21 protein-coding genes are annotated in these 26337 nt (G+C 40.7%); 13 read left to right on the top strand and 8 right to left on the bottom strand.

Translation table 11 applies throughout. The annotated features are described in order from the left end of the window. Positions 1–163 precede the first annotated feature (163 nt). A complete protein-coding gene (locus tag CSQ79_RS19500; RefSeq protein ID WP_099702823.1) occupies positions 164–934 on the bottom strand; it encodes a hypothetical protein in 771 nt (256 codons plus the stop codon). Between the two features lie 662 nt (positions 935–1596). Here CSQ79_RS19500 and CSQ79_RS19495 point away from each other — a divergent pair. The 7 genes from CSQ79_RS19495 to CSQ79_RS19465 all read left to right on the top strand — a co-directional run bounded on the left by CSQ79_RS19495 (position 1597) and on the right by CSQ79_RS19465 (position 8468). Continuing rightward, on the top strand, positions 1597–2376 hold the full coding sequence (locus CSQ79_RS19495) for an ABC transporter permease (RefSeq protein WP_099702822.1): 780 nt from the start codon (positions 1597–1599) through the stop codon (positions 2374–2376). A gap of 53 nt (positions 2377–2429) precedes the next feature. Then, a complete protein-coding gene (locus CSQ79_RS19490) occupies positions 2430–2654 on the top strand; it encodes a DUF433 domain-containing protein (RefSeq protein ID WP_099702821.1) in 225 nt (74 codons plus the stop codon). Next, positions 2638–2964, top strand: a complete 327-nt coding sequence (locus CSQ79_RS19485) for a DUF5615 family PIN-like protein (protein WP_099702820.1) — start codon at positions 2638–2640, stop codon at positions 2962–2964. The genes CSQ79_RS19490 and CSQ79_RS19485 overlap by 17 nt, the downstream gene beginning before the upstream one ends. Positions 2965–3333: 369 nt before the next feature. Beyond that, the gene (locus CSQ79_RS28990) at positions 3334–7380 is read left to right on the top strand and encodes an NACHT domain-containing protein (RefSeq protein WP_099702819.1); all 4047 of its coding nucleotides are present in this window, start codon (positions 3334–3336) and stop codon (positions 7378–7380) included. Positions 7381–7412: 32 nt separating this feature from the next. Continuing rightward, positions 7413–7655, top strand: a complete 243-nt coding sequence (locus CSQ79_RS19475; protein ID WP_099702818.1) for a hypothetical protein — start codon at positions 7413–7415, stop codon at positions 7653–7655. Then, complete coding sequence (locus tag CSQ79_RS19470; RefSeq protein WP_099702817.1) at positions 7655–8068, top strand: type II toxin-antitoxin system VapC family toxin; 414 nt, start codon at positions 7655–7657, stop codon at positions 8066–8068. Before CSQ79_RS19475 ends, CSQ79_RS19470 begins: the two co-directional genes overlap by 1 nt. Beyond that, complete coding sequence (locus tag CSQ79_RS19465; protein WP_099702816.1) at positions 8058–8468, top strand: ACT domain-containing protein; 411 nt, start codon at positions 8058–8060, stop codon at positions 8466–8468. The genes CSQ79_RS19470 and CSQ79_RS19465 overlap by 11 nt, the downstream gene beginning before the upstream one ends. Positions 8469–8473: 5 nt before the next feature. On the opposite strand, the gene rfbB is transcribed toward CSQ79_RS19465, so the two are convergent. From rfbB to CSQ79_RS19445, 4 genes are all read right to left on the bottom strand, one after another. After that, positions 8474–9583 (bottom strand): dTDP-glucose 4,6-dehydratase, encoded by a 1110-nt coding sequence (rfbB, locus tag CSQ79_RS19460; RefSeq protein WP_099702815.1) that lies wholly within the window; start codon positions 9581–9583, stop codon positions 8474–8476. A gap of 42 nt (positions 9584–9625) precedes the next feature. After that, complete coding sequence (gene rfaE1 / locus CSQ79_RS19455; protein WP_099702814.1) at positions 9626–10645, bottom strand: D-glycero-beta-D-manno-heptose-7-phosphate kinase; 1020 nt, start codon at positions 10643–10645, stop codon at positions 9626–9628. Between the two features lie 257 nt (positions 10646–10902). Beyond that, entirely contained in the window at positions 10903–12453 is a 1551-nt protein-coding gene (locus tag CSQ79_RS19450) for a hypothetical protein (RefSeq protein WP_143755475.1), read from the bottom strand. Positions 12454–12738: 285 nt separating this feature from the next. Then, positions 12739–13470 (bottom strand): precorrin-2 C(20)-methyltransferase, encoded by a 732-nt coding sequence (locus CSQ79_RS19445; protein ID WP_099702812.1) that lies wholly within the window; start codon positions 13468–13470, stop codon positions 12739–12741. An 87-nt stretch (positions 13471–13557) separates the two neighbouring features. Between CSQ79_RS19445 and CSQ79_RS19440 the strand changes: the two genes are divergently transcribed. Together CSQ79_RS19440 and CSQ79_RS19435 are read left to right on the top strand one after the other, a co-directional pair. Beyond that, on the top strand, positions 13558–14253 hold the full coding sequence (locus CSQ79_RS19440; protein WP_099702811.1) for an esterase/lipase family protein: 696 nt from the start codon (positions 13558–13560) through the stop codon (positions 14251–14253). 104 nt (positions 14254–14357) lie between these two features. Then, the gene (locus tag CSQ79_RS19435) at positions 14358–15017 is read left to right on the top strand and encodes a cytochrome b N-terminal domain-containing protein (protein ID WP_099702810.1); all 660 of its coding nucleotides are present in this window, start codon (positions 14358–14360) and stop codon (positions 15015–15017) included. 563 nt (positions 15018–15580) lie between these two features. Here CSQ79_RS19435 and CSQ79_RS28120 read toward each other — a convergent pair. Continuing rightward, positions 15581–15736: a hypothetical protein gene (locus CSQ79_RS28120; RefSeq protein WP_289501335.1), complete on the bottom strand. Its 156-nt coding sequence runs from the start codon at positions 15734–15736 to the stop codon at positions 15581–15583. Positions 15737–16046: 310 nt separating this feature from the next. Further along, the gene (locus CSQ79_RS19430; protein ID WP_099702809.1) at positions 16047–16244 is read right to left on the bottom strand and encodes a hypothetical protein; all 198 of its coding nucleotides are present in this window, start codon (positions 16242–16244) and stop codon (positions 16047–16049) included. 275 nt (positions 16245–16519) lie between these two features. Here CSQ79_RS19430 and CSQ79_RS19425 point away from each other — a divergent pair, with 275 nt between their 5' ends. The 4 genes from CSQ79_RS19425 (at position 16520) to CSQ79_RS19410 (ending at position 24305) form a co-directional block, all read left to right on the top strand. Further along, on the top strand, positions 16520–20101 hold the full coding sequence (locus CSQ79_RS19425; protein ID WP_099702808.1) for a two-partner secretion domain-containing protein: 3582 nt from the start codon (positions 16520–16522) through the stop codon (positions 20099–20101). Positions 20102–20323: 222 nt separating this feature from the next. Continuing rightward, positions 20324–20596, top strand: coding sequence for a hypothetical protein (locus tag CSQ79_RS19420; RefSeq protein WP_099702807.1), 273 nt, complete (start codon positions 20324–20326; stop codon positions 20594–20596). Positions 20597–20784: 188 nt separating this feature from the next. Next, entirely contained in the window at positions 20785–22935 is a 2151-nt protein-coding gene (locus tag CSQ79_RS19415; protein ID WP_099702806.1) for a peptidase domain-containing ABC transporter, read from the top strand. A gap of 74 nt (positions 22936–23009) precedes the next feature. Beyond that, a complete protein-coding gene (locus CSQ79_RS19410; protein WP_099702805.1) occupies positions 23010–24305 on the top strand; it encodes an HlyD family secretion protein in 1296 nt (431 codons plus the stop codon). A 19-nt stretch (positions 24306–24324) separates the two neighbouring features. Here the strand turns inward: CSQ79_RS19410 and CSQ79_RS19405 are convergent, their stop codons facing one another. Next, on the bottom strand, positions 24325–26217 hold the full coding sequence (locus tag CSQ79_RS19405) for a cation:proton antiporter (RefSeq protein WP_099702804.1): 1893 nt from the start codon (positions 26215–26217) through the stop codon (positions 24325–24327). Positions 26218–26337: the final 120 nt, after the last annotated feature.

Raw genomic sequence — 26337 nt, 5'->3', positions numbered from 1 at the left:
CTAGTGATTAGTTTTAAGTTTTGTTAGCGTAGCGGTGCCTTAGCACATTTTGAGTTTTGAGTTGAGGAATTTTCTAAACTCTCTTAAACTCATAACTCAGCACTCATAACCCATAACTTTTCTACACCTCTGCTCCCTGCTTTTGTACACCCAACAATCCAAGCTAGGAAAACAAGTTGAATCGCTGGAGTTGAGTTTCAATGACTTGAGGCAGTATTTTATCAAGTTCTTTGCTATTTTTGAATTGTAAAAGTTGGTAATTTGGCAAATCGAAAGTAGATTGTCCTGATAAATCTGAACGCTGCATCTGGGCAAGAACGATTTGCTCAGTCCGTTTGCTTTGAATGGCATAGCCAAGTTCAACACAAACATTGGGGCTAGAAATCAGCTGAGGCTTTTCTTTGCTGTCAATACTTGTAATTGGCGTGCTATCAGCAATAAATAGTAAACTTTTACGAATCTTCCGCATTGCCGTAGTGTTTAAGCGCACGGCACTATCACTATGACGTTGTGATTCTATTAAAGATAGTTCAATCCGCGATCGCTTATTTAACGCTGCGATCGCCTGCTGCAGTTTTTCCCTTAAAACTTCACTAGAAGCGGCATATTCTATTTGAGAACAAAAGAAAATTGTTGGCTCTAATGAAGCAATGACTGTTTGCTTTGTGAAATATATTTCATGGCTACTTAAATCAATATTGGCGATTGTATAGCCACCACTGCCTTCAATGTAAAATTCAACGTTATCTCCCTGGAGATAGCGCTGAAACCATTCTGTCTGTTTAACTTCTTCGCGATCTTCTAAAAAGTCTGCCCTTAGCGCAGATTTTAATAAGCTATTTTTACTGAGGCGCAGATCGTGAGGTCGTTTCTCTAATTCTTCTAGTGGCTCATACTTCTGAATATACCAAGCTTTTAAAGCAATAATCGCCATATTGTGCGCTGTCGATACTATGGTATTAATTTATTAACTTTAAAAATTTTACTCTAAAACAAAACAACACCCAAACTTCTACTAACTAAGGCACTTCCTCTTCTTTCTCTATCTTCCCAGGGTTATATCTAGAACTCAATCCATACATGAAAACACTCTAGATATATTGCCCCCATTAACCAGGTTGAGGAAATATTAGTATTCGACTTGGGCGTTGTTTTGTGTTTGACGAGACAGATGAAAGTTTAACAGCGCTTTTACCTCTTAACTAACTTGTGTTTTACCTATGCTGTCGTATCTGCCAGGGAAGCTTTTCAGCTTCAATTACTAAGTTAATTCTTTATTTCTTAAGATGCAAGTGAATGCAATCAAACTTTACTTTTTAGCAAATTGTAGTGTAGAAAATTAGTAGTTTTGTAAAGGGTTTTCAATACACTTACAAAGCAAGTTAGACAGACTAAGAATAAACATTAACTCAGGATTATTAATTGATCATTTTAATCCGATAACTATAGTGGCAATCTAGAAGAGTCATGCTGCCACAACAAGGTTCTTAATTTAGAAGAGAACTTGAGGTGAAGAGTAAGATTTGAGCAACAAGAGGTTATAACAGTAAAAAGAGATCTTTTACCCAAAGATTCATTACACTTAACACCTACAGTATGAGTTTCGGTCGCATCTTAGTGATAGCAACAAATGTATTTCGCGAAGTGGTACGCGATCGCATTCTATATATAGTCGGCTTGTATGCTCTCATATTGGCTGTGGCAATTTGGTTTTTGCCACAACTTGCTGCAACCACAGAAGATAAGATTTTCTTGGATCTTGGCTTAGCAGCGATGAGTTTGCTGGGCTTAATTGTTGCGATCTTTGTTGGCACTGGGCTAATCAATAAAGAAATTGAAAAGCGAACTGTGTTAGTTTTAATTTCCAAACCAATCAGCCGAGGGGAATTCATTGCAGGTAAACACTTGGGATTGTCAGGAGTACTCGGTGTCTTGATTACAGCAATGACAGTTCTTTATCTCGGATTTCTGCAACTAGGGAATATTCCGTATCCGTTAGGAAGTATTGTTCTTGCTGTGCTGTTTTTGTTCTTGCAATTGTCGCTAATTACAGCAGTAGCGATCGCATTTGGAGTATTCACAAGTTCTGTACTGGCAACTCTTTTAAGCTTTGGCGTTTATTTAATGGGTAACTTTACTCAAGATCTAGCCACTTTAGGTCGTCTGAGCGAAAGTGCTAACGTTCAACGCATGACTGAGGCTTTATATCTCTTCTTACCTAACCTATCACGCCTAGATTTAAAGAACCTAGCTGTTTATGGTGCTGATGCCTTACCGAATCCACTCGCACTCATTATGAGTGCAGGTTATGGTTTGTTGTATACAGGGTTGTTGTTAGCGATCGCTGTCTTAATTTTTTCTCGCCGTCAGTTTTAAAACAAGAGGCGCAGGGTTAGGATCAAATAGGTTCTATTGCTTGATATGTTGCCATGACATCTACAGTGCGTGTCGTTCATAGTGATCCCGACATACTGGGAGGAACCCCTGTTTTCGTTGGTACTCGCGTACCAATCAAGACTTTACTTGATTATCTGGAAGCGGGTGATTCTCTAAATGTGTTTCTAGACCATTTTCCTAGCGTTAGCCGCGAACAGGCGATCGCTGCCTTAGAATTAGCAAAAGAAATGTTGACTGCTTGTGCGAATCCTGCTTGATGAGTGTGTTCCAAGACCGCTAAAACGCGAACTTCGCGATCATGATATACGAACAGTTATAGAAATGGGATGGTCCGGCAAAAAGAACGGTGAGCTATTGCAACTCATGGTTCAAGAGGGCTTCACAACTTTACTGACTACAGACCAAAACTTAAGATATCAGCAAAATTTACTGCAAGCCGGAGTTGCAGTTGTTGTTCTCATAGCGCCTAGCAATCGCCTTCCTGATTTGATTCCACTGATCCCAGATGTTTGCAACGTACTAAATACACTTACTCTGGGTGAAGTTATTGAAGTTGGAGGCTCTTGATATTGATAGAAATTCAAGTTAGTGTCCTAGACGTGTTGTTGTCACTTGGGGAAAATGCGATCAAGTATGCCACGACTAGGGTTGTTATTAGCGATCGCTGTTCTGATTTTCTCTCGCCGTCAGTTTTAAGTCGAGCTGAGAGAGCTAAACACTTGAAACTTTGATATTTATCTTTGCCCTTTACTCCTGATTACTATTGTTAGTTTGCTTGAGCTATCAGTTGGGGCTACAACTCGAACGGTATCTGTTGGAATGCAAAATTTAATGGGAGCGATCCGTCAAGCCATCACTTGAGCCAGAAGGTAAGGTAAAAAGTCTTTTGAATGAAGTTATCTTTGAAAAAGAGTTTTGCCTTCATAGCTATTTAATATGTCGAAGCAGATATATAGCTGGAAACGTTTCTGGTGCCCTCAGTCAGGCACTATTAACAACCCAGCTGATGATGGCTATCTGTACGATCCAGATGCAGAAAGGGGTAAGGTAGATAACCCGAATTTAGTAACTTTGGAGGCGATCGCCAATGTTCCATGTCTAGTTTTGTTAGGGGAACCAGGTATCGGGAAGTCTCAGGAACTAAAAAAACTGAGAAGCTATAGACAAGGACTTATTGACGAAGACGATCAAATTCTTCTGCTCGATCTTGAAGACTACAATGAAGAAAAGCTATACACCAACTTATTTAAGTCTAAAACTTTTACCGACTGGATAAACGGCACACATAGACTCTACTTATTTCTAGATAGCCTAGACCAGGGTTGGCTGACAATTAAAAAACTGCCAACATTACTAGTTGATGAATTTAGGAAACTTGACGAGATTCCAAAAAAGAAAGACATCAAGCCTAGCCTTCTTTATCTCCTTGTAGCTCTTCAAACAGGCTTTCTTCAAAAAGTTCCAAAGATCAAAGACCGCCCCAACCTTAGTCGTCTTTATCTCCGCATAGCTTGTAGGGCGGCTGTTTTTTCGCAAGCAGAAAATAGTTTCAACGCTCTGTGGGGCAATAACTTAGGAAGTTACAATCTGACCCCACTTCGCCTGTCTGACATAGAAATTGCACTTAACGCCCATAACCTAAATGCTGATGCATGCTTGAAGGAAATTGAGCATAAAGGTCTTATATCACTGGCAATTAAGCCAATTCCATTGCAATTCCTTATAAAGAAGCTTCAACGTAGTAATGGACAGCTTTCTTCTAACCAAAAGCTAATTGATATATACCTCGATGGATGCAAGGAACTTTGCAGAGAGCCGAAGGATGAAGCTCGCCATCCTTTGCAACCAGTGAGTAACCTTGAGGTGCATCAACGCCTAATGATAGCAACCCGCATTGCCGCTATCACTACTTTTTGTGTACGATCCAGTATTTGGATTGGACAGAGCTTGGGAGATTATGAGCTTAACAAAGATGTTCTAATTAGCGAGCTGTGTGGACAGAGTGAGGACACGAATAAGGAAAGAGGATTACCAATCACCAGCTCTGTGATTCAAGAGCTTTTAGATACTGGTTTGTTCTCGTCCCGTGGGCTGCATCGAATGGGATGGGCACATCAAACCTATGCTGAATTTTTGGCTGCCTGGTACTTGGTGCAACACGAAATACCTCTAGCGCAGATAACAGGATTAATCTTTTCATCTGAAGCTCCAGATCATAAGCTAATCCCTCAACTTCATGAAACTGCTGCATGGCTAGCTAGCATAAGAACAGATGTTCTTCAAGAAATTATCAGAACTGATCCAGATGTTCTTTTGCGAAGTGATGTACCGACTGATGCGAATGTCAGATCATCAATTGTAGATAATTTATTAACACAGTACGAAGAGGAAAAACTATTTGATTGGGATAGAAATAACTATCGCAACTACGCGAAGCTCAAGCACTCCGGATTAGCTGATCAATTACGCCCTTATGTCTGTGATTCCAGCAAGCAGATTGATGCGAGAGATCTAGCGATCGACATTGCCGAAGTTTGCGAAGTCTGCGATCTTCAGGCAGAATTAGTAAATCTTGCTCTTGATTCATCACAATCAGTTTATTTGAGAGTAGGCGCAGCCAAGGCTCTTTGCTCAATTGGCGATACAGTCACACGATTGAAACTGAAACCTTTAGGTACTGAGCAACTTCCAGAAGATGAAGACGATCGGCTTAAGGGATATGCACTTCAGGCACTTTGGTCAGACCATCTAACTGCAGAAGAATTGTTTCAAGCTCTGACTGTGCCTAAGAAGAGGAATTTTTTTGGGGGATATCAGATGTTCCTCAACTATAAGATAGTCCCACAACTTCAGCCACATGATTTGGTAATTGCCCTCAATTGGCTTGAAAAGCAGGGTGTTAGAGGTTTTGGACATCCATTTAAAGAACTTGGAGATGCCATTCTCGTAAAAGCATGGGAAAGTTTTGACTTGCCTAGAGTAGCAGAAAGTTTCACTAAAGTAGCTCTAGTACAGTGGAGAGAGGATCAGACAATCATTACTGATGATAATAAGCTACAAGAGCAATTTGCTTTATCGCTTTTGAACAACAGTAAAAGACGACATACCTTAATCGAGCAAGCAGTTTTAATTATTTTAGAAACAGAAGAAGCTCCAGATCTTCTCTTAAGCGAAAATGTTCTGGTTTTAGAAGATATTTTTTCGATGCTTGAAAGGCTACAGAGTTTTAATTGTGAGAAGACACAGAAAATTTGGGCACAACTAATTCAATTGAGTTTTAATCTTCAAGATACAAAGCATATAGATGCAATTCTCATAGCTACTCAAAGCAATAAAATTTTGCAGGAAGTTTTTGCAGCTTACTTTGCACCAATCGAACTAAATTCAACTCAAGCTGTCAATCTAAGAGCTGATTACCTCAGAAGGCAAGAAATACAAGAACGTAGACAAAATCCTCCTTTACTAGATCCACCGCCTAAAGAACGAGTCCTCCAACTTTTAGAAAAGTTAGAAGCTGGAGATTTATCTGCTTGGTGGCAGCTTAATATGAAAATGACTCTGAAGCCTGAAAGTAAATACTATGACAATGAGTTTGAATTAGATTTAACTAAACTTCCTGGCTGGCAAGAGGCTGAGGAACCCACTCGAAGAAGAATTATTGAAGGTGCTAAGCAATATGTTCAACACCAAGACGATATAAATTATGACTGGATAGGAACAAATACTTTTAATCGACCAGCATTAGCAGGTTGTAGAGCTTTTCAATTACTTTTGAAACAAAACTCAGACTTCTTAGAGCATCTCTCACCTGAAATATGGAAAAAATGGGTACCTATTATTATTGCTGCTCCCAGTAGTAACCAACATGAAGACTCCTATCTAGAATTAGTCAAATGTGCCTATATAAATGCTCCTGAAGAATCTATCAAGACACTGATAACCCTCATTAATCAACAGAATCAGGAACGTGATTATCTATCTGTGATTGATCGCTTTGATAAGTGTTGGGATAAACGGCTAAAATTAGCCTTACTAGAAAAGGCTAAAGACCCTAAACTTAAGCCCAAATGCCTTGGGGAGATACTCGAAAAGCTTCTCAAGCAAGGATTCACTGAAGCTAGAAATTTTGCAAAGTCCTTAATTTCTTTCGCATTACCATCAGATGAGAACGAGCGTGAAAAAGTTCTAATTGCCGCTAGAGTGCTGGTTGAGAATTCAGATCCATGTAGTTGGTCATTTATCTGGTCATTGATTCAGCAAGATTCATCATTTGGGCGTGAAGTCCTCGAATTAGCTGCTTGCCATCATTTACACGAGATTCAGCTAAATCTGACTGAAACACAATTAGCTGACTTATATGTTTGGTTAGTTCGTCAATATCCTCATAATGAAGACCCTGACCACAGCAACGAGGTGCTTGCTCATTGGGCAACGGCTAGAGATGATATGGCTAGGCTGAGAGACAATGTTTTGACACAACTAAAAGAACGAGGAACACTTCAGGCGTGTGCTGAAATTCAACGTCTTATTCAAGAATTACCGAACATCGCTTGGCTTAGAAAAACGTTAATTAATGCCCAAATAAATATGCGCCGTAAAACCTGGCAACCTCCAAAGCCAGAAGAAGTTCTTCAACTTGTAGTCAGTCCAGAACCTTCCAACTTAGAGTTATACAATCAGCTTGGCAAAATAGATCGGAGAACACAGGAAATGGCAGAGGAACCTAAACTTGATCAAAGTATCCATATTGCAGGTTCTGAGATAAGTGGAGTCGTCAGTACAGGTAGCGGCAAGATTGAAAATAAAATTGATCCTACTAGTGCTGCGCAAGGATTTGACTGGAAATTTTGGCTTTCGATAGCTGTAACTGTCACAGTCGCAATAATCTCTGTGACTGCTAGTGGAGTATTTAACGACGAAATCAAGAAATTTTTGTTTAACCGAAATACCCCTCCTCAGGTTGAGCAAAAGCTAGAGAAATAGACGAACTAAAGACCAACTAAAGATTTCATATTATGCAAATTACGATCAACCTACCGCCAGATCTTGAACAAGACTTGATCCGTCAAGCAGCACAATCTAATGTTCCGCTTCAAACCTTGATTTTGCAAGCGTTGCGTCGGATGATTCAAACGCCTCCTAATTCTACCTCCCAATGGTCAGAAGTTATCTTATCCTATGAAGGAATTCCCGATTTTCCTGCTTTCGAGTGCTATCGTGATGAACTCCTTCCGCCGTGTGAACCGGAACTATTCTGATGCAATATCTACTCGATACGTGCGTCATCAGCGACTTCATCAAGGGTGAAACTGGCACTCAATTTAGGCTCAAGCAAACTCCACCGATTGAGATTGCCGTTTCTGCAATTACAGTCATGGAGTTACGTTACGGTTTAGCACTCAATTCGCAACGTGCCCAGAAAGTTGAACCAATCATTGCCAGCTTTCTGTCTTCCGTAACAATTCTCCCTTTCAGTACTATCGAAGCTGAACAAGCCGCTCGAATTCGTGCTACTCTCAAATCTCAAGGACAGCCGATTGGTGCTTACGATGTCTTGATTGCGGCTACAGCACTTCAACATAACCTTCTGATGATTACGGCAAACCAACGAGAATTTGATCGAGTTTCTGGTCTACAGACCGAGAATTGGCGACAGTCCTATGTCAGGTGAAACGAATTTAACGGTTTTACTAAAGTTAATGAATCCTATTCTGCATGATGAAGAATACATTTTTTGCAGTGTGGATCGTCAGGATCATAGTTATTTAAAACTCGATCCTATCTGTATATTTCACGAAGATGAAGGGCTAACACTAATTGTACAGCGCGATCGCGCAGATGCTGCTGAGATTTCCTATTCCTCTGTTTTTCGGATGGTGACATTATCCGTTCATTCCAGCCTAGATGCTGTAGGGTTTCTCGCTACCATTACCAACAAGCTTGCTAAACATGGCATCAGTGTTAACCCAATTTCAGCATATTATCATGACCACTTATTTGTTCCATCTGCACGAGCTGGTGAGGTTATGAAGTTGTTACGTGATTTTTCGACTGATAGATCTAATATGTAAAATTCTTAACCTTCTCCCTGAGAAAGATAAACTTTGTTGTAGTACTCTTGATATTGTTCAGAGAGTAGAGGTTTCCACCAACTGCGGTGCATCAGATACCATTGCACTGTACAACGCAGTCCCTCTGTAACTGTGACAGCAGGCGTCCAGCCGAGTTGAGTAGCAATTTTACTAGCATCAATTGCGTAACGGCGATCGTGTCCTGGTCGATCTTGAACAAAAGTAATGAGTTCTTGTGATGGATGTATTGGTAAATCAACTGCTAGTTCGTCCATAAGTTGACATAGCATTTGTACCAATTCAATATTTTTTACCTCGTTATTGCCACCAATGTTGTAAGTTTCTCCTGGTAAACCTTGATGAATTACAAGATCTAAAGCAGTACAGTGATCGCCTACATAAAGCCAATCTCGAATATTCTGTCCATCACCATAAACAGGTAGTTGCTTACCAAGCAAGCAATTAATGCACATTAGAGGAATTAATTTCTCTGGAAACTGATAAGGACCGTAGTTATTTGAGCAATTTGTAATAATTGTTGGTAATTTATAAGTGTGATAATAGGCACGTACTAAATGATCGCTGCCAGCTTTAGAGGCAGAATAAGGACTATTTGGAGCATAAGGTGTACTTTCTGTAAAGGGCGGGTCGTCAGTGTTGAGACTGCCATAAACTTCATCTGTGGAAACGTGCAGAAAACGGTAGTTATCTGGTTGTCTCTTAGTTCGCCAGTGTTGTAAAAATGCCTCTAGTAAAGTAAAAGACCCTATGACATTTGTTTGGACAAAAGCAGCAGGTCCCAAAATTGAACGATCAACATGAGATTCAGCCGCAAAATGAGCAATAGTGTCAATTGCCTCTGTTTGTAAGATCTGATCTACAAGAGAGCGATCGCAAATATCCCCTTGAACAAACTGAAAATTTTCTTTTCCTTCCCAATGAGCTAAATTGCTGCGATTTCCTGCATAAGTCAATGCGTCTAAAACAATGACTCGATCTTCAGGATAATTTGTACGCCAATGATGTACAAAATTTGCACCGATAAATCCTGCTCCCCCAGTCACTAATAATGTTCGCCTTGGAACTGAAAAGTTTAGCTGATCTACACTACTCACAAAATATTCTTTCCTTGTGTGTTCTCTTGAACCAAATCAGTATCACTCCTCTAGCAGCGCTTGTAAAGCAGTTTTCATCTCTAATGCAGTTGTTGTTGTTGTACCGAATTGTCTGACGACAATACTTGCTGCCAAATTTCCTAATATAGCTGCTTCCCAAAACGAAGCGCCAGAGGCTAAACCAAGAGTGAGTGCTGCTACTACAGTATCTCCCGCACCAGTGACATCAAATACCTCTGTACGGTTAAAAGCAGGAATATGCGTCACCATACCATCACGCCTAAACAAGCTCATACCTTGCTCTCCTCGCGTAATTAAAACATGCGTTGCTTGGGTCAGTGCTAAGAGATCTTTTCCAGCTTGAGCTAGCGTTGTGGAATTGTCAATTTGATATCCTACAGCTTGTTCTGCTTCTGGTAAGTTTGGTGTAAAAATAGTTGCTTTTTGATACTGGGCAATTTGTGTTTGAGAATCGACGATTGTACGCGGATGCGACAAAGCTGCATTAATCACAGGCTGAGTCAAAACACCATCTCCATAATCCGAACAAACGACAGCATCAACAGTATCAATTTGTGAATAAATATATGCTGCTAACTGTTGTTGTAAATCAGTGTCAGGTAGCTGTTCTGATTTGCGATCTACTCGGACAATTTGCTGCGTGACAGATTGCCGCGAATGACCAGAAATTCGAGTTTTTGTGACAGTAGGGCGTTGGGGATCAAAGAAAACCCCTTGAGTATCAATACCAGCTGCAACAAGAAGTTCATGCAGCGATCGCCCTTGATCGTCTTTGCCTAAAAGCCCGACAGCTTTTACCTGTGCTCCCAACTTCGCTAAATTGTAAACTGCGTTTGCTCCACCTCCTGGCACTTGTTTGGTCACTTCATGTCGTAAAATTAGCACTGGTGCTTCCCGCGAAATGCGCTCGACTTGTCCAGTGAGAAATTCATCTAAGGTCAAATCTCCTACAACTAGAACCCGCGTTTGGCTAAAGCGATCGATCAAAGACATTAAGCGCTCAGCACAAGCTTGCAGCTGAACCTTAAAAGCATCAACCATAGTAAAAGCAATTGTCAGACGTGATAAATCTGAGTTTTATTGTCTCCTAGATACAGAACTGATGGCGACTGGTTTCTCGCAAATGGCGATCGCCAATTCTCTCTATGCTAAGAGCACAAATCGGTCTAATGCCTCCTATTTCAATTGTGGAGAAGATAAGAAGATCTGTGCCAAGGCTGCACAAAAGCGAGGTGCAGTCCTGATTTTAAGCATAGAATATCGCTCGCTCCTCGCTCCTCTTGACTATTTAGCAGCTACTACGCATCAGATTGTTCTGGTTGTGATTCGGGTTGCTGTTGCGGATCTGAGTTTTCTGGTGGTTGAGCACAGTTAGCGGTATCGTATTGATACTGCAAATGAAACTGTTGATTAACAGCACTTGCACTCTTAGGAAACTCATATTCTTGAATGTATTCTTTCGCTGCTTGCTCAACACCTGTAGCCCCTTGTCGCGAGAGAAAGTCGGGTCCAGAAACAATTCTTCCCTCAGGATTAACCACAACGCCCAAAACCGCAACTCCTTCTAATCCTCTTTGGCAAGATTTGATGGTTTTGTAGATGGGAGCTTTTGTGACAACATTCGAGTGGTTTTGTTGTACAGTATTTTGGCGTTCAGCCCAGGCTTGCAATTGCGCATCTCTATTGTTAGTAGTTGCTGATTGGTTAGAACCGGAGCCAGCAGTAGTGTTTTGCTCATTACGTAGTGCGCCGACAAGTTGTTGTCGTCTTGCCTGTTCTGCTGTGCTGTCTGACTGGGCTGCTGTATCATTGTTGCGAGCATTTTGCTCATTACGTAATGCGGCAACAATTTGTTGTTGTCTTGTTTGTTCTGCAGTATGAGGTTCTGCCAGTTGTGGTGCTGGGTTAGCAGTGGGAGGAGTTGCTGTAGCACGCTCTTCTCTAATTCTTTGCTGCAGTGCTAATAGTTCTTGCTTACCACGCTCTGGTAACTGTTGTGCTATTGGATCTGATTCTACCGGTTCTGCTGGAGCAGCAGCAACTTGTTCTTGTGCGCTTTGAGGTTGTGGTTGTTGCGGCTGAATCAAGTTTGGAGGTGTTGGAATTGTTTGTGCCACTTGGCTTTGTGGTGCCTCCCCAGGAGAAAACTCCTCAGATGGATTCAAACGCATTGCAGGTAGTCCAGTATTAGTGGGTTGTTGCCACTGCGGTACTGGTGGTAATAATTCGCCTGAATTGTATGGGCGTTGGCTTTGATTTGGTGCAGCAGCTACAGGCGGTTGCAAATTACCCAGCGGAGGTGGCGGCGGTAGGGTATTGAGAACAGGTGGAGGTGGTGGCGCATTGAGTGTTGAACCGATCGCAAAATTCTGCCTATTGTTGTTAGACTCTTTCGGTACTCCCCTTGTAGTCGATGGCTTGCTTTGTTGTGGTGATACAGGAAGAATAAATGTTTGATTTGGGCGGATTGCAGCCTGCAAAGAATTACTACTCGGTGGTGGTAAACCGATTGATGGTGGTAGCGCGATGGGGTCAGGTAGTGGGGGTAATGCACCTACTGGAAATGGTGGTGGCGGCGGTAATGGTGGTAAAACACTCTGCTGTGCTGCAAATGGTGGTAATGCAGCAGGTACTGATGGCGCTCCTGGCAAACGTCCTTGTTCTTCTGGAGTTAACTCCACAAGTCCCACGGTGCGCTGCTGGATATTTGCTGCTAGCTGCGAATCATAAGGCAAAAATGGCAAAACGATTAACAGCAGTCCGTGGATACCAAAGGATGCTACGGTAGCTAAGCCGTTCGTCGAGCGGAAGCTTTCGGGTAAAATTCTCATCAGGGAGGCGTAGGACATGGCAGGTAAGGTACACTCGTCTCCGTATTTACAAGCGAATGACTGTGAGTGGCGCGATACTCATAATGAAGTAACACGCGGTTTCAGTCGAAAGACGTATATCTATAGATCTTGATATTAACCTTTCTACTCTTAACACTAGAACAGCAAAGTTACCAGTGTTTGATCGAGGAATTAGGTATTTAGTGTTAGTTGTGTACGGGCAAACGTCTATTTGCCAAGTTTGATCTAGCAAGGTAATTTTTAATTTTATTTAATATTTTGAGTGATTGGCGAACTTGACAACTATCGTTTCACGACGTTGGGCGATCGCCTAAGTTGCACAATCAACAGAGAAAAATACGATAACTTTAAATTTGGGTGCGATCGCAAGTTGGTATAAATTTTTTGCTGTGGCAATGTTGCGCGTTCTATAATCCAGCTATTTTCTAGAAAATCGCGTTGCTGTAGTACTTTCCATACTTCCTCGTAAACAGAACTGACTTTCATCAAGACAACAACATCTGCCCAGTCGAGTACTGCTTCCAGTTCTCTGACAGTATAAAGCGCTGGTAAGACAACCAGTCGCTCTTGTCGCAGTGTTAATGGCAATCCTAACGCTGCTGTTGCTGCCATTGGCGAACAGACTCCAGGAATAACTTTAATGATTGCTGTGGGCTGTAGTTCTTGTAGTGTTTGTGCTAAGTAGGTAAACGTACTGTAGAAACTGACATCACCTTCACACGCAAAAGCAACGTCTTTACCCTGAGAAAGATATTTCCAGACTTGTTGTGCAGCAGTTTGCCAAGCTGCTGTTAGTACCATCATCTCTTGTACATAAGGAAAAGTTAGTGCTAGTTGTACTTGCTGAGGTTGTAGCCACTGTGTCACAGTTTGCTGCGCATAACCAGGTTTACCTTCAACTCCTGCAGGAAAAGCGACAACAGGCACTTGTTGCAAGCACCGCCAACCTTTCAAGGTAATCAATTCCGGATCGCCTGGACCTACACTAATGCCATAAAGAGTACCAATGTTCACAATTGAGGGGTCACAGATCAAAGAATTGATATGAGTATACTGAAATTTGTTCCCTAGCCCCTAATCCCTCGCTCCTAACCTTTCCTCATGCTGCCGACTGTTATTTTGCCTGGATATCTTGAAGGTGCGATCGCTTATCGCGAACTCGAACAAGCTTTACAACAAAAAGGGTTTCCTACTGTTACTGTCCCACTACGACGTCGCGATTGGTTAGTGACTTTGGGTGGACGACCAGTGACACCAATATTACAGCAGCTTGACCGCACTGTTAAACAAGTCTTACAGCAATATAATGTTTCTTGTGTCAATTTGATTGGACACTCGGCTGGCGGATGGATTTCTCGAATTTACTTAGGAGACAAGCCTTATATTGGTCGTGCTCAAGTTGAGTTGACAACGCCTTGGCAGGCTCACCAGTATATCGCTACGTTAATTACACTAGGAACTCCGCACACTAGTTTAGAACGCTGGACGCGCTGGAGCCTTGATTTTGTCAATCATAACTATCCTGGCGCTTTTTACCCACACGTCCGTTATGTCTGTGTTGCAGGGAAAACAATTTTTGGGCAGCGGCGTCGTGGTAGTTGGTTGGCTTACAGCAGTTATCAGTTAACTTGCGGTCAAGGAAACTGTTGGGGAGATGGCATTACACCTATCGTAGCGGCTCATCTTGTTGGGGCAGAAAACTTAATCATTGAAGGTGTGAATCACTCACCGCGATCGCCTGGATTGTGGTACGGTTCGCCCTCTATACTACCATCTTGGATTACTCACTTAGCATAAGTACAACGAATCAAAATCAGCTTTACAAAAGAACATCTTTATTAAGGATCGCGTTAAGATCTTAATAAAACTATAAACTTTGTAAACGCAGAGAAAAGTTAGTTATGAAAAATCTCTCGTATGAATTTGTCCTGCGGCGGCTCTCAACAGTCCTATCAGTAGCAATTATTTCGTTGAGCGTTATGGCAGCAGTCACAGGAATTTTGCTGTCTTTCTACTACGAACCAGTCGCAGGTAGAGCGTATCAATCATTAAACTGGATTAATACTGAGATTGCTAATGGAGCGCTGATTCATAGTATTCATGACCTTGCTGGTAATGCCCTCATTGTCACAGCACTCATTCAAATCGTTGTCATGTTTCTTGGTAGACAGTTTCGTTCGAGTTGGCTGACTGCATGGGTTAGCGGAATTCTACTGACTTTGACTGCGATTGGCTTAAGTTGGACTGCAATGCTTCTTGATTGGAGTCAAATAGGTTACTGGCGTTTTCGCATTGAGTTAAGCACTATTGAAGCAATTCCGCTGATTGGTGATAGTTTACGTAATATTCTGACAGGTGGTGGAGCGGTCAACACAACAACAGTTGCTCACCTTTATACGATACACAGCTATCTTCTATCTGTAGGGGCGATCGCACTTGCTATTGTTCACTTATGGGGTTTACTACAGCAAGAAAAAGAAATGAAAGGTGCTGCGGTGGAAGCCGCAGCCAAAACCGAACAATTACAACAACAAAGGAACCTCTCGCAAACACTTTCATAGAGATTAGTAAACCTTTTGCACAAATAAGTAAACGCGTGCCAATAGGTTATAGACTTTTTCTCTATAACCTATAATAAATCCATTAATTTGATGTAATAAGAACCAATCATTAGGACAAACAATATTTAGTTAACTCAATCGCTCTACAGTTTCAACAATAAACTTAGATAAAACAAGAAACACTGTTTATATAAATATGAAATTACCGAGTTTAAAAACTGAATTTGCAGAAAAATGTAACTTAAAAGAACTAGCAAAATCTATAAAAAATAGCTAAATTCCCAGAGTGCGATTCCTAAAAACTGAGGGAATGTAAATGAATTGAGCATCTACTACACATTTTTTCAATATATTTGGTCGATTGCGATAATCAGAAGTAATTGTAGAGAGTTGTAGTATCAAGTAGGATAAAATAAATTATTTGAATGTGGATAAAGCGTTCTTTTCGACTAAAAAACACTCATATCATTTATGAGTGTTTCAACATCAAACTATCAAGAAGTTTGAAAAGCTAGAAGTGGCTCAAATAGTCAAGACTGCTAGCCATGTTACAGCCATAGAACTTAACCTACTATGAACAAAGAATTTACATAGCTAGGAAGTGTGTAATTTGTATAAAACCAATACAACAGATTGTAGTCATAATATCCACCGTTAACGTGACTAGCATCTTCATCACTCAGTTCGGTCAGAAAGCGTAAGTTTTTGATGTCCATCATTAGCTCCTAAGTTTTACGTAGTAAGAATTGATAGAGCAATTAATCCTTAATTAATTCAATTGCTCTACAATTTCAAGAATAAAACTAGCTCAAATCAGAAACACTAGTTATTTTTGCGAACTTATTTACCGAGCTAGGTAAACATGATTGTAGAAAAGTACAAAGTAGGAGAACGAAGGAAGTATATAAAAATTGACACGGTTACACTTTGGGAATCGCATTCACCAAGCAAAAGTGCTCATAAGTACTATGAGCGCTTTAATATCGGATTGGATTAATAGAAAATTTGAAAATCTAGAATTAGCCTAAATTACCAAAGATAGTAATTCAAAGCTGCTCCATACATCCAACTACCATCTAAACCTACAGTTTCAAAAAAGTCACCTGTAGAGGCAAACACACTAGCTGTAGAATTTGCAATTGCCCAATAATCAATGTAACCACCATTGACATGACTAGCATCTTCATCAGTAAGTTCGGTCAGAAAGAATAAATTGTCGATATCCATACTTAAGTCCTAAGTTTCACGTAGTAATAATTAGTAGAGTAATGAATATTTAATTAACTCAATTGCTCTACAATTCCAAGAATAAATTTAGATAAAATTAAAATCACTAGCTTTTTGTGCAAACTGATTTATCAACTTTGGCAAGCAAGATTGTAAGAAAGTGCAAATCTATAAGACGCTCGAAATCTAAAAACTTTTGCTCGATCGCCTAGAAAACCCCAGGGTCTGCTTTATTAGTAATAAATACCCGCTCAAGGTTTGTAGAGGAAGTCATAATGACAAAAGCTTGGCTGAAGGGGTTTTGGCAGCTTGGACTATTCACTTTGATAACAGGTAGTGCGATAACATCATCAAAAACATTCGTTCTCGCGCAAATTCAGCCCGACTCTACCTTGGGTAGTGAATCCTCTATTGTTAATTCAGTGGATGCAAATAGCGATCGCATTGATGGTGGAGCAATTCGCAGCACAAATCTGTTTCATAGTTTTCAAGAATTTAATGTTGGTGAAGGAAAAGCAGTTAACTTCGCCAATCCTCAAGGGATCGAGAATATCCTCAGTCGAGTTACGGGTAATAATATTTCTGAAATTAGGGGAGTATTAGGCGTTTTAGGTAATGCTAATCTATTTTTACTCAATCCTAACGGTATTATTTTTGGCGAAGATGCCAGTTTAAATGTTAATGGTTCATTTGTCGCAACTACTGCAAATGCACTGCAGTTTGGCACTCAAGGAATTTTTAGTGCAACAAATCCAGAAACTCTATCGCTTTTAACAGTTGATCCATCAGCATTATTATTTAATCAGATTAATCAAAACGCAGCGATCGTGAATAACTCTCAAGCGCCAGCAGGACAAGATCCTGGGGGTATTAATGTCTTTGGATTGCGCGTTCCTGATGGGAAGAGTTTGTTGTTTGTTGGCGGTAATGTCAACATGGATGGAGGATGGGCAATCGCTTCTGGCGGACACATTGAGTTAGGAGGATTGACAGAAGCAGGAAGTGTGGGAATTCAAGGTGATGGCAGTAATTTCAGTTTAAGTTTTCCTGAAGGCGTACAACGAGGAGACATATCACTCACTAACAACGCCATAGTTTATGTCGTCGCTGATGGTGGCGGTAGTATTGCAGCTCATGCTCGCAATTTAGAGATTTTAGCAGGTAGTGTATTTTTTGCAGGGATAGGGGAAGGTTTAGGAAATACTGATGCTCAAGCGGGAGATATTACAGTTGATGCTACAGAGCAAATCAAGCTTGATAGTGGGTTAATAAGCTCTAGCACTTTCGGTCAAGGCAATTCAGGCAATATTGCGATTACAGCCGATAAGACAATTTTACTAGATGCTAGTTCATATATTGTCAATAATGTCCAAAGTAGTGAAGCAGTTGGCAATGCGGGCAAAATTAACATTTCCACTGGTTCTCTGTCTGTAACAAATGGAAGTCAAATCAATTCCTTTACTCGCGGACAAGGTAATGCAGGCTTTATAACCATTCAAGCAAAGGGTACAGTTACTTTTGATGGTACAGATAGTGATGGATTTCCCAGTGGTTTATTCACTGATGTGGATACTAGTGCGGTAGGACGTGGTGGAGATATCAATATTCAAGCTAAAGATATTTTTGTAACAGATAGTGGGTTAATAAGGTCTAGCACCTTTGGTCAAGGTGATTCAGGCAATATTGCGATTACAGCCGATAAGACAATTTCGCTAAACGGTAGTTCATATATTGTCAATAATGTCCAAAGTAGTGAAGCAGTTGGCAATGCGGGTAAAATTAACATTTCCACTGGTTCTCTGTCTGTAACAAATGGAAGTCAAATCAATTCCTTTACTCGCGGACAAGGTAATGCAGGCTTTATAACCATTCAAGCAAAGGATACAGTTACTTTTGATGGTGTAGATAGTGATAGATTTTCCAGTGGTTTATTCACTGATGTGTATGTTGGTGCTGTAGGACGTGGTGGAGATATCAAAATTGACGCCGGAAATATTTTTATTAGAGATGGTGGAGAAGTAAGTACTAGCACCTTTGGTCAAGGAAATGCTGGAAAAATTGAAATTGAAGCTGATAACACTGTTTCTTTGTCAAGAGGCTACATTTCCAATAATGTTGGTGACGGAGGAGTTGGTGATAGTAACGGTATTAGTATCAAAACAGGTTCGTTGTTCCTCACTGATTTAGCCCAGATTTTCTCAGATGTCGATGGACGGGGAGATGCTGGAGGAGTATTCATTGAAGCACGAGATATTGTCTCTCTAGTAGGTAAAGGGGATGTCAATCTCGGTATAGTTGACTTTATTAATACTACCGATGGCTCGATAATTACCAGCGGTGTTAATTTTGGGGGAGAAGGTAAGGGTGGTGACATAGTTATCAGCACTAGTGCTTTGCGTCTAGACAGTTCCCAAATAAATACAAGCACGGCAGGAAAAGGTGATTCAGGTGATATCATCATCAACGCGCGAGATTCTGTAGAATTACTTCAAGGCTCTGATATGTTCTCTGAAGTAACCTGCGCTTGTGAAGAACAGGGAGGAGGCGTAGGTGGAATTGGAGATGGAGGAGATATTAAAATTACGACGGGTTCACTACTACTAGATATTGGTGCAACTTTGCGTGCTGACACTGAAGCACGTGGTAATGGAGGCAACATAATTATTAATGCGCCAGATAATGTCACCTTTAGGAGCGATATCAGTACACTTCGTGGTGGTGCTTTGACTCAAGTAGAACCTGAAGCAGTAGGAAGAGGCGGTAATATTCAGATTACGACAGGGACATTATCTCTCTCTGGCTATCAAGAAATCAACACCAGAACTCAAGGACAAGGAGATGCTGGAAATATTGATATCAACGCTAACTCTATTGTTTTAACTGGTGCTGATGTTGGTATTTTTAGTGGTGCTACTCAAGAAGACAGACTACCAGGAACTTTAGGTAATGGTGGAGAGATAAATATTACTGCAGATTCGCTATCTATTTATGAGGGAGCGAGGATATCAGCAAATACAGAAATTTTAGGAAGTGCGGGAAATATTACTGTCGATGCTAACCAAATTACCCTCAACAATGGAAGTTCTATCACTTCAGAATCTATAGCAGATGATGAACTGATTACTAGCAATGATAGATTAGGAAAAGCAGGAAATATTAGTCTTACTGTTCGAGAACTAGAAGCTAATAATAGTGATATTTCTACTAGTTCTAGTCAGTCTTCAGGTGGTGCGATCGCGATTAATGCTAGAAACATTCGCTTGCACGGTGACAGTGATATCCGAACTAATGTTGCTAGTGGTGCAGGTAGTGGTGGTGATATTACTTTAGCTGCTGATTCAATTATTGCCTTCGATGACAGCGATATCTTTGCTTTTGCTCAAGACGGACAAGGCGGAAATATTACGCTCAATACTCCTGCTTACTTTGGGAATAGTTTTACTGCCAATTCTTTTAACACCAATCCCGATATCCTAGATAACAACGATCGCGCTGATATTAACGCTACTGGTGCAGTATCTGGAGTCGTCACAATCCCAGATGTCAGTTTTCTGCAAAATAGTCTGACAGAATTACCCGAAAATATAATCGATACAAATGCTTTGGTTGCCAATAGTTGCATTGCTCGCAGTAGCGATCGCGGTGGAACATTTACCATCACAGGTAGAGGTAATTTACCCAGTCGTCCTGGGGATGCTGCTGTATCACCTTATCCGACAGGAGATGTGCGTGGTGTAGAAAGCGATCGTACTTCTACACGTCGTCCTTGGAAAATAGGCGATCCGATTGTCGAGCCACAAGCTGCTTATCGTCTTGCAAATGGGCAGCTAGTTTTAAGTCGGGAATGTGAAAGGTAATCAGCGGTTAGAGCTTTGCGAAGGTTTCTGCAACGGTAATTGCATAATTGTGCAATTTATCTTTCTTAGCTTAACATTCAACTTTGCACAAAGTGTTAGTGCACCAGTTCATTGTTTTCTTTACTGTATAAATCAAAGCAACAGTTACTCACAACAAAACTCAAATCCAGTAATAGTTATGAGTAATTTAAAGTGATTTTGATTTGAACAGAGGAGATCAATATGGAGAACAACAAACAAGCACTTTTCACTAATCTTACAACTGAAGAAGCTGCTGACATTAACGGTGGTAATTTAGGTGGTTATGATTGGCAGAGCAATTGGTATGCACCTATAGTTGCAACCTTAGATCCATCAATAATTGCAGCTCACCAATATGACTATATATCTTACTATAACTATCTCAACACAGCTTTTCTACAAGGTGGTTCTATGTATGATGGGCTAAACGCAATTCAATCTTTAGTTAATTGGGCAGGCAGCCCAATCGTCTAAAAGGTATCAAGTATATCTTGGATTGTGCATGGGCAGATTAAATCAAAGGTTGATTGAATTTAAAGGTGTTTGATGAACCTTACCCTACCAATACATTAGTTATATCTTTTGAACTTTGAGAAGCATCTACAAAGCTATAGGTGCTTTTTTTTAATACTTTAAACATTAAAAAAGCTAATTTCTGACCTATGAAATACGCCTACGTTTCTCAACACAGTGAAGAAGATTGCGGAGCAGCTTGTCTTGCTTCAATTGCTAAACACTACGGTCGTAATTTTACCTTAAGTCGCATTCGTGAAGTTGTAGGCACTGGACAACAAGGAACAACTTTATTAGGAATAAAGCGAGGTGCAGAAACGCTTGGTTTTAATGCACGTCCAGTCAAAACTTCAGCAGAAATATTAAACCAAATCAATAAAGCACCGTTACCAGCAATTATTCATTGGAAAGGAAATCACTGGGTTGTTTTACATGGCAAGAAAGGTAAAAAATGTGTCATTGCAGATCCAGCAGTAGGCTTGCGTTATCTCTCTAAACAAGAGTTAGCAGCAGGATGGACAGATTGGTTGATGCTGTTACTAGAACCAGATCCCATTCGCTTTGTCGCCCAAGAAAACGATCGCATAGGTGGATTTGGACGTTTTTTTCAGCGTGTCTGGACTTATCGCGGAATCCTAGCGCAAGCTTTACCAATTAATCTCGTTTTAGGGCTACTTTCTTTAGCCTCCCCATTTTTACTACAAATTCTTACTGATGACGTACTCGTTCGAGGCGATACAGAGTTGCTGACAACAGTTGCGATCGCTGTAGTTGTGATGAATGTAGTTTCCAGCAGTCTTTCGTTTGTGCAATCTAACTTAATTGCTCACTTTGCACAACGCTTAGAATTAGGATTAGTTCTAGAATTTGGGCAGCAAATTTTACGATTACCGCTGAGTTATTACGAAGCACGTCGTAGTGGAGAAATTGTTAGCAGACTTCGCGATATCACCCAAATTAATCAGCTAGTTTCTCAAGTTGTTGTCAGTTTACCTAGTAAATTTTTTATTGCTCTCATCTCTTTAGGATTGATGATTTTCTACAGTTGGAAATTGACTTTGGTAGCTGTATGTGCTGCCTTAGCCATGACACTGTCTACAGTAATTTTTCAACCAACCTTGCAACAAAAAACCCGTAACCTTTTAGTAGTAGAAGCAGAGACTCAAGGTGTTTTAGTCGAAACCTTTAAAGGCGCACTTACGGTAAAAAGTACCACATCCGCACCACAATTTTGGGAAGAACTACAAAGTCGGTTTAGCCGCCTTGCTAACCTTACTTTTCGGACAACTCAAATTAGTATTATTAATCATACTTCTTCTAGTTTAGTTTCTGCTATCAGTGGTGTTGTTTTACTGTGGTTTGGTGGCAATTTAGTCATTAATCCTGCAGAAAATCTCAGCATTGGTAAGTTATTAGCTTTTAACTCAATGAACGGTAATTTTCTTGCCTTAATTAGTACACTTATTAATTTTGTTGATGAATTCACAAGAGTGAAAACGGCAACACAACGACTTACCGAAGTGATAGACACAACTCCAGAAGATCGGGGTGATGAAAAAAAATCGCTTGCTAACATTTCTCCAAATGCTGATATTACCTGTACAAAAGTTAATTTTCACTATCCTGGTAGAGTTGATTTAATTAAAGACTTTTCTTTGACAATTCCTGGTGGTAAAGCTATTGCCATTATTGGTAAATCTGGCTGTGGTAAAAGTACTTTAGCTAAGTTAATTGCTGGTTTATATCCGTTGCAATCTGGTAATATTCGGATTGGCATTTATAATTTAGAAGATCTTTCCCTCGATTGTCTCCGCCAGCAAGTTGTTCTCGTTCCTCAAGAAGCCCACTTTTGGAACCGCTCTATTATTGAAAACTTCCGCTTAGGCGCACCACACGCTACATTTGAACAGATTGTGAGAGCTTGTCAAATCGCTGAAGCTGACGAATTTATCAGTAAACTCCCTGACAAATATCAAACAATTTTGGGAGAATTTGGTGCTAATATTTCTGGCGGACAGCGCCAACGTTTAGCGATAGCAAGAGCGATCGTTACAGAGCCACCAGTACTTATTTTAGATGAATCTACTGCTGGACTTGACCCCGTAAGTGAAGCGCAAGTTTTAGATCGATTGTTACGTTATCGTCGTGGTAAAACTACCATTTTAATCAGCCATCGTCCTAAAGTCATTAATCGAGCTGATTGGATTGTATTACTAGACCAGGGAGAGTTAAAACTGCAAGGAACTGTAGAAGAATTACACTCCAAAGTTGGAGAACATATAGATTTTTTAATTCCTTGAAATGATAGTGACTAGTGATTAAAAACTAGTAGAACAGCTAACTATCAACTATCAACTGATATTAAGTAATAATTATGCTTTATAATCCAGAAAGAAAAAGCTTCCACTCAGTTAACAGTGATGAATTTCTTCCTCCTATTAGTCGTTGGACATCTTTAACAGGAATATTTCTAGTTGGAAGTGTGGCTGCGGCGATCGCCCTTTCTTCATTTATTAAATATAATGTTAAGGTAAAAGCTGCTGCAACTGTGCGCCCTGTAGGAGAAGTGCGTTTAGTTCATACAGAAATGGAGGGAACAGTTAAAAGTCTTCTTGTCAAAGAGAATCAATTAGTTAAACAAGGAGATGCGATCGCTCATCTCGATCAAGAGCAACTGCAGATTCAAAAAAAGCAGTTGCTTAACAACATTCAGCAGCGTAAATTACAACAATCTCAAGTTGCTGCTCAAATTAGTGCTTTAGATACTCAAATTTTAGCTGAATCTGAATCAATTAATCGAGCGATCGCAGCTGCTCAAGCAGATTTAGAACGCCAACAACAAGAACGCCAACAACAATTATTGACAACTCAAGCAGACTTGCAAGTAGCCAAAATAGCTTTAGAATTAGCTAAGGATGAAATGGCTAGATATCAACAACTCGTCCAAGCAGGAGTGATCTCACAACTACAATTTAAAGAAAAAGAATCAGATGTTAAATCTGCATCAGCTAGATTAGAAAAAGCAAAAGCAGTAGTTAATCCAAGTTTAGCAACAGTAACAATTGCGCAAGAAAGAGTTGCTCAAGAAAACGCTAGAGGTGAAGCAAATATTGCTACTTTAAAAAAAGAAAAGCAAACTCTTATTCAGCAGGAAATTGAAATTCAAAATCAAATTAGTCAAGCTCAAACAGAAATCAAACAAATTGAAATTCAACTGCAAAAAAGTACTCTTGTTGCTACCAGTGATGGCATTATTCTCAAACTCAATTTGCGTAACCCTGGTCAAGTTGTGCGTTCGAGTGAACCCATAGCTGAGATTGCTCCAGTGAATGCACCATTAGTGATTAAAGCAGCGATCGCAACTCAGGATATTGAAAAAGTAGCAGTTGGTCAAACAGTTCAATTGCGTGTTGATGCCTGTCCCTACCCTGATTATGGTACTCTTTCAGGTATTGTCAGTGGTATTTCTCCTGATGCGATCGCACCACAAAACAATAGCGCTGCTACTTACTTTGATGTGACAATTCAACCACAAAGTGTTTCCCTAGGAAGTGGTAATAGACAGTGCCGCATTCAATCAGGAATGGACGCTACAGCTGATATTATCTCTAAAAAAGAAACAGCTTGGCAATTTGTGCTGAGAAAAGCAAGATTAATCGTAGATTTATAAGTTGTTATTAAAACTTCTGCTAAAGTGGTGGAATCGGGACTTCTTCAACTTTAGAAAGCTTTTCCATATTCAAACGTGTGGCATTGCGATCGCCCGATAAGCGTTTTAAGAGATTTGGTCTGGGATCGTGCAAGATGTAAATAATGCGATCGCTTGGTTGCCAGTCTTCTGTTGTTGCTGGTGCAATTAAAAACCGATCTTCTCGCTCCAGAAACAAAGGAACAATCTCTTCAGCACGCATTAAGGCTTGTAGATGAGCTTGTTGAAAAGAAAACTCTTGTTCAGTTAAGGTTGTTGTGCCTAACTTAACTCGTCCGTCTTTGAGATATTCATTCCAGGTTTTCAATGGTAAGTCGGAGACAAAAGCTTGCTGCACCTTTGGGTTGCCAGTAGCATTATTAGCTTCAGGGTTGCGTGGAAACACTGCCAAAACTCGTGGGGGGGAAAATTCTTCAGCAGCCCGCTGTGCCAAAACAAAATTGACTTCACCATTATTCGTCATTGCCAAAAAAGTTCCCAATGAGGTAAGTTCTGCTTCTTCTAACACGCCCCTATCTAAAGCACTACGGACTATCACGCGAATATTTTCAGCTTCAGCTTGTTGTGCTGCTACGGGATCAGTATCAATCATGACGACAGGCTCACCGCGTTCTTTAAATAAACGAGCAATTAAAACACTCAAAGGATTACAGCCAACAATTACGGCTCCTGTGGCTTCTGTAGACGTAATCTGTAACCAACTGGCAACCCAAGCGGCAGTTAATCCTTGACAAACGACAGTTAATATAATTGTCAAAAAAACGAGTGCTTTAATTGAATCTCCACCGTTGATTCCTCGTTCTGTTAAGAAAATTGAAAACAAAGAAGCAACTGATGCTGAAACAATTCCTCGTGGTGCTATCCAGCATAAAAACAGCTTTTGCCGCCAGTTGAGGTCACTATTCCAAGTACATATCCCTACATTTAGGGGACGAATCACAAACATGAGTACCAAAACTGTCAATAAGCTGCCCCAGCCTAACGCCAAGATACTAGCTAGCGATAAATCTGCTGAGAGTAGGATAAACAGCACTGACACGCCTAGAATGGTTAGCTGTCCTTTAAATCGCCGCAATAACCTTTCTTCTGGTACAGATGAGGCTCGCAGCACAATACCTGCTACTACTGTTGCCATCAATCCTGATTCACTACGAACGAGTTGGGCTAAGGTAAATAATCCCCAGACTCCAGCTAAAACGACGAGATTTTTTAGTTCGTCTGACAGAAAATTGCCACGTTTAAACATTAAGCCGAATAGCCAGCCACCGATCGCACCAATCCCTCCGCCAATGCCTAGACGTAGAATTAAGCCACTAATAGCGCGAACTGGGTCAGTTTCACCATTCAGAATCGTGTCGAGAATCACAACGGCGAGAATCGCCCCTACAGGGTCAATTAAAACTCCTTCTCCCTCTAAAAGCGTGGCAACTTGACGTTCGACTTTGACAAGTTTGAGAAGAGGGCTGATAACAGTAGGTCCCGTCACAACGACCAAGGAAGCATAGAGAAAGGCGATCGTCCACGGAAACTCACTCAACCAGTGAGCCGCCATTCCCGCCCCCACAAGCGTAATTGCGGTTCCTAGCGTTACAAGATTACGTAAACTCCCAGAAACTTTGCCTAATTCTCGCAGTTCTAAGTTAAAGCCACCCTCAAACAAGATGACTGCTGTTGAGAGGGCAACAATGACTTCTAAACCAGGACCTAACGAATGAGGATGAAGTAATCCAATTCCATCAGCACCTAGCACAATGCCGAATAGCAACAAAAATACGATGCTCGGTACTTTGAGGTATTCTGCCACTACCTGAGCGCCGATGCCTGCGACTACGGCAATAACCATTTGCAAGGTAAGTTCAAACGATGCTTCCATGTTGGAGATTTGGCAAAATTCCTGTCAAAATCTTTTGTCAAGGATAGTCGATATTTGTACTGCTATGTGTAGCACTACACGATCTATCTGTTGTCAAAGCGAAATTTGTCAAAGTTAATC

The sequence above is a fragment of the Gloeocapsopsis sp. IPPAS B-1203 genome (assembly GCF_002749975.1).
In the GTDB taxonomy this organism is placed as follows: Bacteria; Cyanobacteriota; Cyanobacteriia; order Cyanobacteriales; family Chroococcidiopsidaceae; genus Gloeocapsopsis.
Note: the sequence above shows the minus strand (reverse complement) of the source record. Positions and strands in the feature narration are given on the sequence as shown.

Bases quoted from the DNA above. Each gene is read 5' to 3' on its own strand.
- CSQ79_RS19500 (WP_099702823.1), bottom strand. From the start codon at position 934: ATGGCGATTATTGCTTTAAAAGCTTGGTATATTCAGAAGTATGAGCCA.
- CSQ79_RS19495 (WP_099702822.1), top strand. From the start codon at position 1,597: ATGAGTTTCGGTCGCATCTTAGTGATAGCAACAAATGTATTTCGCGAA.
- CSQ79_RS19490 (WP_099702821.1), top strand. From the start codon at position 2,430: ATGACATCTACAGTGCGTGTCGTTCATAGTGATCCCGACATACTGGGA.
- CSQ79_RS28990 (WP_099702819.1), top strand. From the start codon at position 3,334: ATGTCGAAGCAGATATATAGCTGGAAACGTTTCTGGTGCCCTCAGTCA.
- CSQ79_RS19475 (WP_099702818.1), top strand. From the start codon at position 7,413: ATGCAAATTACGATCAACCTACCGCCAGATCTTGAACAAGACTTGATC.
- CSQ79_RS19470 (WP_099702817.1), top strand. From the start codon at position 7,655: ATGCAATATCTACTCGATACGTGCGTCATCAGCGACTTCATCAAGGGT.
- CSQ79_RS19465 (WP_099702816.1), top strand. From the start codon at position 8,058: ATGTCAGGTGAAACGAATTTAACGGTTTTACTAAAGTTAATGAATCCT.
- rfaE1 (WP_099702814.1), bottom strand. From the start codon at position 10,645: ATGGTTGATGCTTTTAAGGTTCAGCTGCAAGCTTGTGCTGAGCGCTTA.
- CSQ79_RS19450 (WP_143755475.1), bottom strand. From the start codon at position 12,453: ATGTCCTACGCCTCCCTGATGAGAATTTTACCCGAAAGCTTCCGCTCG.
- CSQ79_RS19440 (WP_099702811.1), top strand. From the start codon at position 13,558: ATGCTGCCGACTGTTATTTTGCCTGGATATCTTGAAGGTGCGATCGCT.
- CSQ79_RS19435 (WP_099702810.1), top strand. From the start codon at position 14,358: ATGAAAAATCTCTCGTATGAATTTGTCCTGCGGCGGCTCTCAACAGTC.
- CSQ79_RS28120 (WP_289501335.1), bottom strand. From the start codon at position 15,736: ATGATGGACATCAAAAACTTACGCTTTCTGACCGAACTGAGTGATGAA.
- CSQ79_RS19430 (WP_099702809.1), bottom strand. From the start codon at position 16,244: ATGGATATCGACAATTTATTCTTTCTGACCGAACTTACTGATGAAGAT.
- CSQ79_RS19425 (WP_099702808.1), top strand. From the start codon at position 16,520: ATGACAAAAGCTTGGCTGAAGGGGTTTTGGCAGCTTGGACTATTCACT.
- CSQ79_RS19420 (WP_099702807.1), top strand. From the start codon at position 20,324: ATGGAGAACAACAAACAAGCACTTTTCACTAATCTTACAACTGAAGAA.
- CSQ79_RS19415 (WP_099702806.1), top strand. From the start codon at position 20,785: ATGAAATACGCCTACGTTTCTCAACACAGTGAAGAAGATTGCGGAGCA.
- CSQ79_RS19410 (WP_099702805.1), top strand. From the start codon at position 23,010: ATGCTTTATAATCCAGAAAGAAAAAGCTTCCACTCAGTTAACAGTGAT.
- CSQ79_RS19405 (WP_099702804.1), bottom strand. From the start codon at position 26,217: ATGGAAGCATCGTTTGAACTTACCTTGCAAATGGTTATTGCCGTAGTC.